The organism is Paenibacillus glycinis (assembly GCF_009909185.1).
GTDB lineage: Bacteria > Bacillota > Bacilli > Paenibacillales > Paenibacillaceae > Paenibacillus_Z > Paenibacillus_Z glycinis.
This window is the reverse complement of the sequence record NZ_JAAAMV010000003.1, coordinates 329114-344511: the sequence shown is the minus strand read 5'-3', so window position 1 is coordinate 344511 and position 15398 is coordinate 329114. Positions and strand designations below refer to the sequence as shown.

Annotated in this window: 12 protein-coding genes; 11 read left to right on the top strand and 1 reads right to left on the bottom strand. The window is 62.6% G+C overall.

Going from position 1 to position 15398, the window contains the following annotated elements:
- Nucleotides 1-10 precede the first annotated feature (10 nt).
- Nucleotides 11-865, top strand: a complete 855-nt coding sequence (locus GT019_RS08155) for a polysaccharide deacetylase family protein (RefSeq protein ID WP_235947233.1) — start codon at nucleotides 11-13, stop codon at nucleotides 863-865.
- Nucleotides 866-1171: 306 nt separating this feature from the next.
- Here GT019_RS08155 and GT019_RS08150 read toward each other — a convergent pair whose 3' ends face one another.
- Nucleotides 1172-2128, bottom strand: a complete 957-nt coding sequence (locus tag GT019_RS08150) for a serine hydrolase domain-containing protein (RefSeq protein ID WP_407945067.1) — start codon at nucleotides 2126-2128, stop codon at nucleotides 1172-1174.
- A 375-nt stretch (nucleotides 2129-2503) separates the two neighbouring features.
- On the opposite strand from GT019_RS08150, the gene GT019_RS08145 reads away from it, so the two are divergent.
- From GT019_RS08145 to GT019_RS08100, 10 genes are all read left to right on the top strand, one after another.
- Nucleotides 2504-4114, top strand: a complete 1611-nt coding sequence (locus GT019_RS08145; RefSeq protein ID WP_161742620.1) for a PucR family transcriptional regulator — start codon at nucleotides 2504-2506, stop codon at nucleotides 4112-4114.
- Between the two features lie 578 nt (nucleotides 4115-4692).
- The gene (locus GT019_RS08140) at nucleotides 4693-5805 is read left to right on the top strand and encodes an ABC transporter substrate-binding protein (RefSeq protein WP_235947221.1); all 1113 of its coding nucleotides are present in this window, start codon (nucleotides 4693-4695) and stop codon (nucleotides 5803-5805) included.
- 102 nt (nucleotides 5806-5907) lie between these two features.
- Entirely contained in the window at nucleotides 5908-6810 is a 903-nt protein-coding gene (locus GT019_RS08135; protein WP_161742619.1) for an ABC transporter permease, read from the top strand.
- Nucleotides 6811-6881: 71 nt separating this feature from the next.
- Complete coding sequence (locus tag GT019_RS08130; RefSeq protein ID WP_161742618.1) at nucleotides 6882-7958, top strand: aromatic ring-hydroxylating dioxygenase subunit alpha; 1077 nt, start codon at nucleotides 6882-6884, stop codon at nucleotides 7956-7958.
- 36 nt (nucleotides 7959-7994) lie between these two features.
- A complete protein-coding gene (gene ggt, locus GT019_RS08125; RefSeq protein WP_161742798.1) occupies nucleotides 7995-9584 on the top strand; it encodes a gamma-glutamyltransferase in 1590 nt (529 codons plus the stop codon).
- Between the two features lie 37 nt (nucleotides 9585-9621).
- Nucleotides 9622-11295, top strand: coding sequence for a CocE/NonD family hydrolase (locus GT019_RS08120; RefSeq protein ID WP_161742617.1), 1674 nt, complete (start codon nucleotides 9622-9624; stop codon nucleotides 11293-11295).
- Between the two features lie 110 nt (nucleotides 11296-11405).
- Nucleotides 11406-12773: an amidohydrolase family protein gene (locus GT019_RS08115; RefSeq protein WP_161742616.1), complete on the top strand. Its 1368-nt coding sequence runs from the start codon at nucleotides 11406-11408 to the stop codon at nucleotides 12771-12773.
- A 17-nt stretch (nucleotides 12774-12790) separates the two neighbouring features.
- Nucleotides 12791-13495 carry an NAD(P)H:quinone oxidoreductase gene (gene wrbA / locus GT019_RS08110; protein ID WP_161742615.1) on the top strand — a complete coding sequence of 235 codons (705 nt, stop codon included), beginning with the start codon at nucleotides 12791-12793 and terminating at the stop codon, nucleotides 13493-13495.
- Between the two features lie 21 nt (nucleotides 13496-13516).
- Nucleotides 13517-14335: an ABC transporter ATP-binding protein gene (locus tag GT019_RS08105; protein WP_161742614.1), complete on the top strand. Its 819-nt coding sequence runs from the start codon at nucleotides 13517-13519 to the stop codon at nucleotides 14333-14335.
- Nucleotides 14336-14575: 240 nt separating this feature from the next.
- Nucleotides 14576-15394 (top strand): cysteine hydrolase family protein, encoded by an 819-nt coding sequence (locus GT019_RS08100; RefSeq protein ID WP_161742613.1) that lies wholly within the window; start codon nucleotides 14576-14578, stop codon nucleotides 15392-15394.
- Nucleotides 15395-15398 lie beyond the last annotated feature (4 nt).

Sequence of the window (15398 nt, the reverse complement as noted above, 5' to 3'; positions counted from 1 at the left end):
GATGACGCAGATGAGACGAACCCGCAAGAAAAGACGGCTGCCGCGCCTCCTGTTGCCTTTGATCGTCCTTGCTTTCGCCGGCTGGGTCGTCATCGTCCGGCCCTTCGCGCCGCATGCCGAGCGGAATGCCCTGGCTTCGGACGCGAGCCGGCCTGCCGGGGGCGCGCCCTCCGAGACAGTCGCAGCGGTCGAGAAGCCCCCGGCGACGGCGAACGTGCCGAAGCCTCCGCTCGCCCCGGTCAAGGTGTATTATAACGGTTTGGCGAAGGACGGCAAGCAGGTGGCCCTGACCTTCGACGACGGTCCGGATGGCGTCGCGACGCCGAAAATCCTCGACATTTTGAAAGCCAACCATATCAAAGCGACGTTTTTTATCGTCGGCAAGCAGGCCAAAGCCCATCCGGACATGGTGCGCCGGATCGTGAAGGAGGGCCATGCGATCGGCAACCATTCCTGGTCGCATCCGGATTTCGGCAGTTTGTCGACGCAGGACGCGAAGAAGCAGATCGAGGACACGCAGGACGAGATCGAAGCCATCGCGGGCGTACGCCCGACGTTGTTCCGGCCGCCTTACGGCGCCTTGAACGACGACAAGAAAGCCGCGGTCCGCGACCTGGATATGGCGATCGTGGATTGGTCGGTGGACACGAGGGATTGGGCGGGCACGACGCCGCCGAATATATTGAAGCTGGTGAACAAGGAGCTTTATCCCGGCGGCATCATCCTGCAGCACTGCGCGGGCGAACAGGAGCATCTATCGAACACGATCGCGGCGCTCAAGCAGCTGATTCCCGCGCTGCGCAAGCAGGGCTATGCGTTCGTGACCGTGCCGAAGCTGCTCCATCTGCCCGATTCGCAGTCCTAGCCCCAGTAACCGCATTCGCAGTGAGGCGTACTCGTGCATGCGGTAAGGCGTACTCGTGCATGGAAGGCGGCAGGACCGCGAAGCGTGGCTGCTACGACGAGGCTGCTCCCGTATGAGAGAGGCGGCACCGCGAAGCGTGGTGGCCACGACGAGGCCGCTCCCGCATGAGAGGGGCAGAACCGTGAAGCCATGTCGGCCGCGACGAGGCTGGTTCCGCATGAGAGGGTGGCATCGCGAAGCATGTCGGCGGCGAGGCTGGTTCCGCATGAGAGCGAGCATCGCGAAGCTTACCGGCGACGAGGCCGTTCAACGCATTCCGGCCAGCAGCGGCGCGATATGCCGGCGAAACACGTCCGTGGGCGGCTTGTCCGTCCGCCATTTATCGGCGGTCAGCACGACGACGGTATCTTGGACCGGAACGATATAGATATACTGGCCCCCGAAGCCGCGGGCGTAATAATAATCCGGCGCAGGCGGATTCGGGCCGTCCGCGGATTCCGCGAACGAGTCCGTCCACCAATGCCAGGCGTAACGGCCGCGATTCGGCGCTTTCGCGGCGATGGCGGGCTTCACGGATCGGGCTAGCAGGTCGCGCGACAGCAGCCGCGCGTTCTCCCATTTGCCTTGCTGCTGGTACAGCAGGCCGAATTTCAGCATGTCCCCCGGAAGGAGACGAAGCCCGAATCCGCCGGTATGGACGCCTTGCGGGTCCTGCTCCCATTCGTACCGTTCGATGCCGAGCGGCCCGAACAGGTGCAGATCGGCGAATCGGGCGACCGGCATGCCCGCGGCCTGCGCCAGGACGGCGGACAGCATCTGCGAAGCGCCAGAATTATATTCCATTCGCGTGCCGGGCGCGTGCGCGAGCGGCTGCTCCAGCACGAAGTCGATCCAATGCGGGGCGCGCGTCATGCGCGGGAACGAATTTTGCCCGCCGAATTCCGTCCAGTCGAAGCCGGCGGACATCGTCAGCAGATGCGCCAGCGTGATGTCCCCTTTGCGCGCGTCGCGGTCCGCGGCCAGCCGCGGGAAGAAGACGGAAGCGGGCGTCTCCGGTTCGGGCAGCAAGCCTTGGTCGAGCGCGATGCAAAACAGCGCAGACAAGACGCTTTTGGTGACGGAATTGACCTTGGCGACTTCCTCGGGAATGCGCGCTTCCCGGTAGTGCTCGTACTGAAGCTCGCCCTGCCGGCTGATCAGGCAGCTTCTCAAATTCAGCGGCGCGATGGCCGCGGTCAAAGCATTGAAATCCATGTCGTTCATCCTCGTGTTCATCCTCGCGGGTCGTTGAAGTCAGCGCGTAAAGCGTTACGTTGTATTGTATCATTTGTCATCGGCGGAAGAAAAACCCCCTGCCCGCATCGTTTTCGAAAACGCCGCGCCGTTTGCCGGCGGGGCATTCCAATGGATCGCCGGAGCGATAATGCCGGCGGTCTTCGCGCGCGAATGGCCGGAAGCCGATGGCGTTATCTCTCTACAGCGTTGAAGTAAGCGCAAACATGGGCTTTTCCTAAAATGTATCTGACAAACACCTGCCGCGGACCGTTGAAAACAATCGATAATCGCTATATGATGTTAGTTAAAATAACATAACGAGATTCGCTGCATCATGGGGAGTGGCCCGGAAGGAGGCAGAACATGCATTTGACTGTCGAACAAGCGCTGGCTGTCTATCCGTTGTCGGAAGGGAAACTGATCGCGGGCGCGTCGGGAAAGCACCGCATCGTCAAATCGATAAATGTCATGGACGCGCCGGACATCGCGGACTGGATCAAGGAAGGCGAGATGCTGTTCACGACCGCCTACCTGATCAAGGACGATTCGGACGAGGCGTCGGAATTGCTCGTGAAGCTGTTCAACCGCGGCGCGTCCGGGCTCGGGATCAAGCTCGGGCGGTTCTGGGAGGCGATTCCGGAGCGGCTGGTCCGGCTGGCCGACGAGCTCGGTTTTCCGCTGATCGCGCTGCCCTTTCAATTCACCTTCTCCGATCAGATGAACGGCTTGTTCCAAGCCGAGATGAAGCGCAGCACCGTGCAGCTCGAAGGGGCGCTGGAGAAGCAGATCCGGCTGATGCGCTTCGCGCTGCGGGCGGAATCGATGCCGTCGCTCTTCGACTCCGTGACGGAAGTGATCGGATGTCCGATCGCGGTCGTCGGCTCCAAGGGCCAGGTCGTCTATCACTCGCCCGGCATATCCGCGGATTGGCTGACGGGCCAATGGCCGTGGTCCCCGCACAAGAACCGGATCAAGCACGAAGGCTTGCAGGCTTTCCGCATGCCGCTCATGAACCGGGACGCTTGCACGGGCTTCGTGTTCTTTTTCGATACGCAGCCCCTCCTCTCCGCCGTCGACGAAGGGTTGTACACCCAAGCCGCCGAACTCATCTCCCACCATCTGAATTACAAGTACGAGGATTATTTCGAGCTGTCGGTCCGAAAGGATTTCGGCGCGCTGATCAAGCAGTTTCTCAAAAACGGCGTAACGGTGGAAGCCGTGCTGGATTACGCCGGCCGCTGGGAAATGGATTGGCTCGGACAGGGCTACTACTGCGCGCTGGTCGATCTGCCCTCCGAGCTTGACTCCGCCCGTCGTCCGGAGCGCTTGAACGAACTGAAGGCGTCCATGCTCGGCAACGCCCGGATGCAGGCGCTGAACGGCATTCATGCCGTCATGGACGAAGGGGTATTCTGCGTCGTTCCCGATTCGGCTGCCGGTCCCGAGGGCGAGGCCCTCCGCGCCGCGCTGGAGTCCTGCCTGGCCGGGCTTGGCCTCGACGAGCGCAAGGCGCCGAAGGCGACGATCTGCGCGCGCAAGAAGCAGCTGAAGGAAATGCCCGAAGCCTTCGCCGAATGCCGCAACACGTTCAGGCTCGCACGCGAATGGGGCGTCGAGGAACGGATCGTCCGGTACGAGACGCTCGACCTGGCGATGATCTTCGAGCCCGTGTCCCGGGAGAAAATGCGCATATACTGCCAGCGCTGGCTCGGCGGACTGCTGAACAAGGAGCCGGGCTACGTCGGCGAGATGCTGAAGACGCTGGAGACGTATCTCGATTGCGACGGACAGCTGAACGAAACGGCGAAGAAGCTGTTCATCCACCGCAATACCGCCACGTACCGAATCGAGAAGCTGAGCGAAATGCTCGACGTCGATTTCAAAAAGGTGAACGTGCTCATGCGGCTCAAGCTGGCGTTCTTGTTCCGCCGGATGCTGGTAACGGAATCGGGCGAAGGGGAGCGCGGCGCATGAGGATAGCGTCGGGGCCCCGAGAGCGTCCGCGTTTCGCGGTTCCGCGCCCTCTGCGCCGTAACGCGCGGCGGCGGAAGCGATTGCCGCGCTTTTACCGCTGCTCGTATCATGAGCTCGTATAATTGGAGTTCGTATACCGCGCTGAGAAACCGGCTTGAAGATATCGGTTCGGGTACATCAGCTCAGATACTGCATCTCAAAGACATCATTTCGTATATCTAAGCCTAGAGGTCTCCTAACGGGACCGCGCAGTCGACGTTGACCTATTACCAAGGCGACGGACGGCTGTTTTTTTGTTTCCTAATAACCATGGAGGCTTAATCATGCTTGCGATGAGAGCGATCGAGCCGGAGAGGCAATCTGAGGCAGGTTCGATGTCGGTGTAATATGCATGTCATATATAAAGCAATGAAAACGCTATTCCGGAATGATTATTGTTATCCATGCCAATATCGTACGCCTATTTCGTCATCATGCACAAATATATGTTAGCTATATAGACATGGACATGACGTATTCTTACACTGAGATTGTAGTCAGAATATTTCGAACGCAATCTATAAGGGGGAAGAGGAACGATGAAAACGATAAAGGGCACCGCAGGCTTCTCGAAACGCCAGACGGCGCTGGCGGTTTGTCTCGTATCCGCGATGGCGGCACTCTCGGCATGCGGCAGCAACGAGGCATCGAATACCGGCACGGACGCGGCAACCGGCAATTCCCCGGCCACGAACGGGGGGGCGAACGCGACGACCGACGGCGGAACGAACGCGAATGCGGCCGCGAACGAACCTGCGAAGGAGCCGGTAAAGGCGACGCTCATCTTGAACTGGTTCGCCGAGCCGGAGCACGGCGGGAATTTCGCGGCGGTGGCCAAAGGCTTCTACAAGGATGCCGGGCTGGACATGACGCTGATGCCGGGCGGCCCTCAGGTATCCGCGACCCAGCTCGTCGCTTCCGGCAAAGCGGAGTTCGGCATGGCGAACGGCGACGACATTCTCGTGGCCCGTCAGGAAGGCATTCCGGTCGTCGCGATCGCGACGGCGTTCCAGAAGAGCCCGCAGGCGCTGTTCTACCATAAGGACGCCAATATCAAGGATTTCGGCGATTTGAACGATCATAAGGTGTACGTCGCCTCGACCGCGAATTTCTGGCAGTACATGAAGAAGAAATACAGCCTGGACAAGGCGCAGGAGATGAAATACACCGGACAGCTGGTCAATTTCATCAACGACAAGAACGCGGTCACGCAAGGCTATATCACCTCCGAGACCTACACGCTGCAGCAGGAGAAAGTGGATTTCGGCGTGCTGCTTAACGCCGATTCCGGCTACAACATCTACGCGAACGTCTACTTCACGACGGAGAAGATGATTCAGGAGCATCCGGACGAGGTCAAGGCGTTCGTGGAAGCGACCGTCAAAGGCTGGGATTACTACAAAACGAATTCCGACGAAATCAACCCTTCGATTCAAGAGAAGAACCCGGAAATGTCGCTCGACATGATGAAATTCAGCGCGCAGCAGGAAATGGATTTCGCCTTCGGCGGCGATGCGGCCACCATGGGCACCGGCATCATGACGGCCGAGCGCTGGACGGAAGTGCAGAAGCAGCTGAAGGACGTCGGCGTCCTGACGAAGGACGAAGACATCAGCAAGGCGTTCACGACGGAGTTTCTGCCCAAGAAGTAGCCGAACGGACGGGAGACGCGCGTCGGCCTTCATCGGGAACGCGCTCCCGCTCTTCGGATCGAGCGTCAACTTATCACGGTTTCAAACGAAAGGAGCATCGCCATGGCAGCGGAAGACGCGAATACCCGCATGTTGCCCGACGAAATATACCCTGCCCGCGAACGGCCGAGCCGGGTTGCCAAGCTTTTGGCAGGCCGCTCGAGCAAAGGAAACCATTCGCTCGCGGCTTTTGTCAAGAAGCTGACGCCGCCGCTTGCGGCATTCATCGTGTTTATCGGGGGCTGGCAGCTGATCTGCTTCCTGCTGAATGCGCCGACCTACCTCGTGCCGAAGCCGTCGGATATTCTCAAAGCCGCGATCGAGAACCGCCACGAGCTGTGGACGGCGGTGTCGACGACGGCGTTCGAATCCGTCTTCGGCTTTCTCCTCAGTATCGTGCTCGGCATCTCGTTCGCGATTCTGATGGCCAGCTCGAAAGTCATCGAAGAGAGCGTGTACCCGTACGCCATTATCATGCAGACCATTCCGATCGTGGCGATCGCGCCGCTGATCGTCATCTGGTTCGACGCCGGCTTCCAAGCCATCGTCATCATCGCCTTCCTGATCGGATTCTTCCCGATGCTGTCCAATACGCTGATCGGTCTCAATTCCACGGAACATAACCTGCGAAATTTATTTTATTTATATAACGCGAAGCCGCTGCAGACGATGTGGCGCCTGCGCATTCCGGCCGCGCTGCCTTACATCGTGGCGGGCTTGAAAATTTCCTGCACGCTCTCCGTCATCGGCGCCATCGTCGGGGAGTACATCGCCGGCATCGGCGGCGGGAACGGCGGCCTCGGCTATGCGATCACGTATGCCGCGGGACGTCTCAAGACGCCGTATCTGTTCGCCTGCGGACTGTCGGCGTCGCTGCTCGGCATCCTGTTCTTCCTGCTCGTGAACATGCTGGCCAAATGGATGCTCAGCTCGTGGCATGAATCCGAAATGAAACGCGAAGGCTGATCGACCGCAAGGCGACGCCGCCCAGGCGCCGCGGGAGGGAATCGGCCCGAGCGATGCGAGGAGGTCGCGCTATGCTGCAAGCGGAACAACGCGTGCTGCGCCATTACTTTTATCCGGTCATGCCGATCGGGGATCTGAGCGAGGGACCGAAGCCGATCGTCATGTTCGGCGAGCCGGTGGTCGTCTGGCTGGATGAGCGGGGCAAGCCGGCCGCGGCGGTCGATCGCTGCTGCCACCGCACGGCGAAGCTGTCGCTCGGCGTGACGCGTGACGGCTGCATCGTCTGTCCGTACCACGGGTGGACGTTCGACCGCGACGGCAAATGCACCTATTTCCCGCAATCCGAGCTGGAGGACCCGCCGAAGGTGTACAAAATCAAGGCGTACCGCTGCGAAGAAAAGTACGGCTACGTCTGGATCGCGCTCGGCGAGCCGCTCGCGGGCATTCCCGATTTCGGCCGTTACGGCGATCCGGAGATCCGGCAGATCCATCAATTCCACGAGGTCATCCGCTGCTCGGCGCTCCGGCTGATGGAGAACTCGTTCGATACGGCGCATATCGCGTTCGTGCACCATAATACGTTCGGCAACAACCAGGATCCGGTGCCGCCGGACTTCGAGATCGTGCCGAACGAACGCGGCTTCGAGATGCGCTACGAGGTGCGCGTGACCAATAAGCTGAACAAAGCCGTCAAGGCCATCGACGTCGATGCCGACGAGACGGTGCGGAAGGTCCGGGCGACCTGGTTCATGCCGTTCGTCCGGCAGCTGGATATGACGTACCCGACGGGGCTCGTGCATTCGATCGTCACCTGCGCGACGCCGATCGACAACGAATCGTGCATCCTCATCCAGTTCGTCTTCCGCAACGACAAGGAGACGGACGTGCCGGCTTCGGCGGTCATCGCGTTCGACCGCGCCGTCGTCGACGAGGATATGCGCATCCTGGAGTCGACCGAGGCGAACATCCCGCTCGATCTAAAGCTTCGGCTGGAGACGCATATGCCTGCCGACAAGCCGGGCATCGTCATGCGGGAGATGCTGCTCAAGCTGTTCGAAGAACACGGCGAGCAGGAAATTCTGCCGCAGCTCCGCACGCCTCAGCTCTATAAGACGGAAGTGCTCGAGCGGGCAGCCAAACCAAATTAACGATGATCGGGAGGTGCATGGGCGATGCAACTGCCGATGCAGCAGCCGGTGATCGGCACGAAAACCATGGTCGTCAGCCCGCACTACCTGGCTTCCGCCGCGGGCGCGCGCATCCTGCAGCAGGGCGGCAACGCGTTCGACGCCGCCGTTGCGGTCAGCGCCTGCCTCGCGGTCGTCTATCCCCACATGACCGGGCTCGGGGGCGATTCGTTCTGGCTGACGCACAGCCGGTCGGACCGCGCCGTCAGGGCTTACAACGCAAGCGGCCGGTCCGGCTACCGCGCAAGCCGCGCCTTGTACGCGGGCCTGACCGCCATCCCGCAGCGCGGCGTGCGCAGCGTCGTCACCGTGCCGGGCATGGTCGACGGCTGGGACGCGGTGCTGCGGGAATACGGAACGATGACGCTCGCGGAGACGCTGGAGCCGGCCATCGGGTACGCCGAGCGCGGATTCCCGCTGTCGCGGGACCAATATCGCAATACGCTGCAGCGTCACCCGGTGTTGAGCGTCATGCCGGAAACCTCCGCCGTGTATACGCCGGGAGGGACGGTGCCCCTCACGGGCTCGCGGTTCGTGCAGCGCAATCTGGCGCAGAGCCTGCGGCAGCTTGCCCAATTCGGCCGCGACGGCTTCTACAAAGGCATGCTCGGCCGGCGGATCGCCGCCTATCTGGCCAATCGCGGCGGCGTGCTGAACGCGGACGATTTCGCCGACCATCAGGGAGCGTGGGAGACGCCGCTCCGCGGTTCGTACAAAGGGCTGACGCTTTATCAGGCGCCGCCGAACTCGCAGGGGTTCACCGGCATCATGGCGCCGCAGATCATCGAGGGCTTCGGCTTCGGCGAAGGCGGCTCCGTCGAGCACGGATCCTTCGCGTATTACCATCTCCAGATCGAAGCGCTCAAGCTGGCGTTCCGGGACCGGGACGCGGTGCTGACCGATCCCGATTTCTCGGCGATCCCGGTCGATCGGCTGATCTCGCGGGAATATTGCCGGGCGCTTGCCCGCCGGATCGATCCGGCGAGGGCGCTCCCCATCAAGTCCGAGCCGGTCGGGAGCGACACCGCGTACGCGGCCGTCGTGGACGGGGAGGGCAACGCGGTCTCGTTTATCCAAAGCTTGTATTTCGAGTTCGGCTCGGGGGTTACGGCCGGGGATACCGGCATATTGCTGCAAAATCGCGGCTCGTTCTTCTCGCTCGACCCGAACCACGTCAATACGCTGGAGCCGCGCAAGCGAACGTTCCATACGCTGATGCCGGCGATGGCCTTCAGCGGCGATGCGCCCTATCTGCTCTACGGGACGCAGGGCGGCGAAGGCCAGCCGCAGACGCAGTGCGCGCTGCTTACCCGCATGGTTGATTACGGCATGGACCCGCAGTCCGCCGTCGGCGCGCCAAGGTGGGTATGGGGGCGGACGTGGGGGGAAGAAGAACAAGGGCTCCGAGTGGAAAGCCGCGTGCCGGAGACCGTGCGCGGCGAGCTTGCCCGGGCGGGTCATCTCGTCCGGACGGTGGACGCCTTCGACGGCGTCGTCGGCCATGCGCATGCGATCTTGATCGACGGGAACGGCTTCCGCCTCGGCGGCGCCGATCCGCGCAGCGACGGTCAAGCCATCGGGTGGTAAACGAGACGCCGAATCACAGAGACAGAGGAGGTCGCCCATGCGATTCGGTGACGTGGTCATGAAACGCAACGTCCCCTGCACGATGCGGGACGGCGTGAACTTATACGCGGATATTTATTTGCCGGAGGAGTCCGGCTCCTATCCTGTGCTTCTCATGCGGCAGCCTTACGGCCGCAAGATCGCTTCGACGGTCAGCCACGCGCATCCGGTGTGGTATGCCTCGCAGGGTTATATGGTCATCGTCCAGGACGTGCGGGGCAGAGGCGACTCCGAGGGAGAGTTCATACCTTTCGTACGCGAAGCCGAGGACGGCTACGACACGGTGGAATGGGCGGCGAAGCTCCCGTATTCGAACGGCAAGGTCGGCATGTACGGCTTCTCGTACCAGGGCATTACCCAATGGGCGGCCGCCTCGCTGCATCCGCCTTCCCTCGCGACCATCATCCCGAGCATGACGGCGGGCGACGTTCACCGCTGGGCTTACCCGTACGGCAGCTTCTCGAACGGCATGCTCATCTGGGCGTTCCAACTGGCGCGGGACTCCGCGAGGCGGGCCGGCGACACGGAAGCGGAGCTGGCCTGCACGCGCATCATGAACAATCCCGACGCGATGCTGCGCCAGCTGCCTTTGAACGACCGCCATCCGATTCTCGCGCGCTATTGTCCGGCGTACTTCGATTGGGTCGACCACCCGGAGTACGACGAGTACTGGCAGTCGCTGAATTGGCTTCCCGCCTTCGTCGAGAAGCCGATTCCGGCCTTCCATATCGGCGGCTGGTACGACTTTCTGCTCGACGGGACGGTCCAATCGTACCTGGCGCTGCAGGAAACGTCGCCGCGGCGTTCGCCGGAACTGTTTCACCGCCTGGAGATCGGTCCCTGGATCCACATTCCGTGGGGACGCAAGGCCGGGGGCATCGACCACGGGCCGGAAGCGGACGGCGACATGCACCGGAAGCAGGCGCGGTGGTTCGATTATTGGCTGAAGAACAAGCGGGACAACGGCTTGTACGAGGAGCCGGCCGTCCGGTATTTCGATCTCGACGCGAAGGCGTGGAAGCCGGCGGATCGGTATCCCGAGCATGCCGGCGGCCGCAAATGGCTGCTGAGCGGATCGGCGAAGCCGGCCAACGGCGCGCTGGGCGGGGCGAGGCTGACGGAAACGCGCGCGGAATTGGACGCCGAGGCCGCGCCGGACGTGTTCGTCTACGATGCCAGGCTGCCGATGCCGCTGGCCGGCTACGCGCCGACGGACCGCAGCGCGACTCAGGACCGGACGGAAATTCTGGTCTACACGGGGGATCCGTTCGAAACGGGCTTCGGCGTGCTGGGCGCGCCGGTCGTGAACGTCGTCGCGCAATCGATGGAGGGGCCGACGGATCTCGTCGCGATCCTGACGATGCTGCAGCCGGGCGGAAGCGCACGGTTCCTGTCCGTCGGACGGACGGAGATCGGCCAAAGCGGCGACGGCGGCTGGCATCAAGCGCGGATCGTCATGCGGCCGTTCGCGGCGACGTTCCTTCCCGGCTCGGCGCTTCGCCTGGAGCTGACGGGCAGCGCGTTCCCGACGCTCATGCGCCATCCCAACGGCATTCCGATGCACGGCGCGCACCGGGCGGAAGAATGCGATCTGACGATCGCCGTCGTGGCGGTGAAGAGCCGGCCGGGCATGGAGTCCTGGATCGAGCTTCCGGTCGCGGGCGAGCGATGACCGATTGACAATCGATTGACCGGCTGCCGGCGGCGGCGGGCGGCCCGCGCGATCAGCGGATGCCGTGCCGACGCTCCAGGCGAGCCGATTACGAAAGGGGCCATTGGCGAATGACGAACGAATGGAAGCTGATCAACGCGAGTTTGCCGCTTCGGGACGAGGCTCATCTCTATACGCTTACGGTCCGGGACGGGATCTGGACGGAAATCGCGCCGCAGCCGGCGGTCGCGGCCGTGCCGGACGCCTTGCCGATCGACGAATTGTCCGGCAGTCCGGCGAACGGAAGCGTCGTCGATCTCGGCGGCAAGGTGCTGCTGCCCGGTCTCGTCGACGCCCATATGCACCTCGACAAATCGTTTTGCCTGCCGCAGGTCGGCAACGTGTCGGGGACGCTGGAGGAGGCGGTGAGCAACTATTCCAACGCCGTGCCCGCCTTCTCCAAGGAGGAGATCAAGGCGCGGATCATCCGCTCCGCCCTGCAGGCGGCTTCCTTCGGAACGACCGCGATCCGCACGCATCTCGATTACCATGTCCGCTGGGGCGCGGACGTTGCGCTGCGGACGATCGAAGCGGCGCTGGAGGCGCAGGCGGAGCTGAAGCCGTACGTGAAGCTGGAGCTGTTCCCGCTTGCGCCGATGTTCCGGTTCGCCGAAGGACATCTGGACATTCTGGAAGAGACGCTGCGCATGGGCGTCACGGGCGTGGGCACCGCCGCCCATATGTCGGCGACGGCGGAAGCCGACATCGATCAGCTGTTCAAGTTCGCGGAGAAGTACGACATGCCGCTCGACTTCCACACCGACGAAAGCGACGATCCGGCGAAGCGAACGGTCAGCCATATCGCCAAACGGACGATCGATTACGGGTGGTCCGGCCGCGTGACGGTCGACCATCTCTGCTCGCTGGCGGCGATGAACGACATGGACGCGGGCACGCTGATCGAGCAAATGGCGGCCGCCGAGCTGCACGCGGTGACGCTGCCCGGCGCCAATCTGTATTTGCAAGGACGGCGCGACAGCTTCCCGGTCAGGCGCGGCGTCACGCGGGTGAAGGACCTGCTTGCCGCCGGCATCACGCTGGCGACGGCATCGGACAACATCCACGACCCGTTCCATCCGTTCGGGCGCGGCGACCTGCTGCAGATCGGCCTCATCACGGCATACGCCGCCCACATGGGAAGACCGGCCGATCTGCGCACGATCCTGCGCATGATCACCGAGATTCCGGCGACGATTCTCGGTCTCCAGGGCTACGGCGTAGAGCTTGGCCATGACGCGGATTTCGTGATCTTCGACGGCTCCACGCCGGAGGAGCTGTTCACGATGGTACCGGAGCGGCGCTGGGTCTTCCGCGGCGGCGGCTGGCTGAAGCTGCCGGCCAAGCGGACCGGGTTCCAGCTTCCCGAGCTGGACCGCAAGTGGGCGGCGGCGGCCGATAAGCTGGCGTTCGGCACGCCGGCGGCCGCCGCCAGGGCGTAGACGAAGGAGCCGCGGCGATGACGAAATTACTGGTCGTCTACTACAGCGCATACGGCCACGTGTACGAGATGGCGCTTGCCGCCGCGCGCGGCGCCGGGAAACTGGCGGGCTGCGAGGCGCGGGTCGTCCGGATTCCCGAGCTGGAGTCGGAGAACAACCGCACGCCTTATCTCGATAAACGGAAGAAGCAGGAGGAAAGCGCGCTGTCCGGCAAGTTCCGGACGGTGGGACGCTTCGCCAAGTATGAAGCCTCCAAGGAAGCGCAATTGCCGATTCCGTTCGCGACGAACGACGACCTGCGCTGGGCGGACGGCATCGTGTGGGGGTTTCCGACCTACTTCGGTTCCATGCCCGCGCAGGTGAAGCTGTTCCTCGAGTTCGCAAGCGAGCTGTGCGCGGACGGCAGCCTCGAAGGCAAGCCGGCCGGGCTCATCACGAGCGCGGGCTCGATCCATACCGGGCACGAAGCGAATCTGCTCACGTCGATGGTGCCGTTGTTCCATTTCGGCATGATCATGGTCGGACTGCCGTATTCGGAGAATCCGGAGTACCTGACGGCGGATGCCATCGGCTGCTCGCCGTACGGCGCTTCGACGCTGGCGGGGCCGGACAGCTCGAACGCGCCGGACGAACGGGAGCTCGTCATGGCGGGCCGGCTCGGCCTGCGGGTGGCGCAAGTGGCGGAAGCGTTGAGGAACAACGGGTTTCGGGCAGGCAAATAACGCGTAAAGGGGACAACCGACATGAGTTTTCTATCCACGATCTTAACCTCCGCCGGAGCGGCAGCCCCTGCCGTGAACCGGACGACGGATACGCTGATCCGGCTGCAGGACGTCGGCAAGACGTATCCGAACGGAACGGTTGCCGTGCAGCACGCCAACCTGTCGGCGGGCGAAGGCGAATTTCTCTGCTTCGTCGGCCCGTCCGGCTGCGGCAAGTCGACGATTTTCAATATGATCGCGGGCTTGACCGGCCAGACGAGCGGCACGCTCGACGTCTTGGGCACGACGCCGAAGGAAGCGCGCAGGCAAAGCGAGATCGCCTTCGTGTTCCAGGAGCATACGCTGCTGCCTTGGTCGAAGCTGATCGACAACGTCACGCTGCCCTTGAAGCTGAGGGGCGTGCCCAAGAAGGAACGGATCGCGGAAGGCGAGCGCGTGCTGGAGCTGGTCGGCCTGAAGGATTACTTGAAGGTGCTGCCCCGCGAGCTGTCCGGCGGCATGAAGATGCGCGTCTCCATCGCGCGGGCGCTCATCTCGAGACCGAAGCTGCTGCTCATGGACGAACCGTTCGGCGCGCTCGACGAGATTACGCGCCAAACGCTGCAAGACGAGCTGCTGAAGATATGGCGGCAGGATAAATCCATGAGCGTGCTGTTCATTACGCATAACGTGTTCGAAGCGGTGTTTCTCTCGACCCGGGTCGTCGTCATGACGCCGCGGCCGGGCAAGATCTCCGACGTCATCGATATTCCGGCGCCCTACCCGCGCGACCACGATTTCCGGTCGTCGCCGGAGTTCGGCGAGTACGTGCGTCATGTGTCTCACCAATTGAAGCACTAAGCAGAAGAGCATGACCTGCGGTCGGCAGGGTCTACAATCGCTGTTGTAGGTTCCGATTTCTTTGATTATGGAAGTGATTATAGGTAGAAATCCGACTACAAAGGCGAACGCTGACGCTTTTCCGACTCCTGCCGACCTCCGGTCACTTCGGCTAAAACAATCATGCTCCATACCGACCTCCGGTCACCTCGCCAAATCATTGTGATTCAACAAATCCAAGAGCAGAAAAGAGGGATGCCGATGCATCGTCTAGGCAATCGCAAACGGGCATGGCGCGTGTCCCGGGAGCATGTGGATCTGCGCGGCGCGGGAGAACGGGTCGCGCATGCAAGTGCACGGGCGGGAGCCTCGTCGGCGGAAGGAGAGGCAGAAGCCTCCTCCGCCATCACGTTCGCGGCGCAGCCGCAGCGGTTGACGCTCGATCTTGGCCGGACGGCGATCGTCGTCGTCGACATGCAGAACGACTTCTGCTCCCCGGGCGGCTGGCTGGCTTCCATCGGCGTCGATACGGCGCCGCTGCTCGCCCCCGTCGAGCCGCTGAACCGGCTATTGCCGGCGCTGCGCGCGGCGGACGTGCCGGTCGTGTGGCTCAATTGGGGCAACCGGCCGGACCGGCTGAATCTGCCTCCGTCGGTGCTGCATGTATACAATCCGGACGGGACGGGCGTCGGCATCGGCGATCCGCTTCCGGGGAACGGCTCCCGCGTCCTGGAGAAGGACAGCTGGGGCGCCGCGCTCGTGGACGGTCTCGTGCCGGAGCCGGGCGATATCCGCGTCGACAAGTACCGGATGAGCGGATTTTGGGATACGCCGCTCGACGGCATTTTGAGGAACATGGACATACGCACGCTGCTCTTCGCGGGGGTTAATCTGGACCAATGCGTCATGCATACGCTCCAGGACGCGGGCTGTCTCGGCTACGACGTCATCCTGATGGCGGATTGCTGCGCGACGAGCTCGCCGGCCTACTGCGCCGAAGGCGCGATTTACAATATCAAGCAATGCTACGGCTTCGTGGCGGAATCGGCCGAACTGGCAACCGCCGTCGAAGTCCGATAAGGGA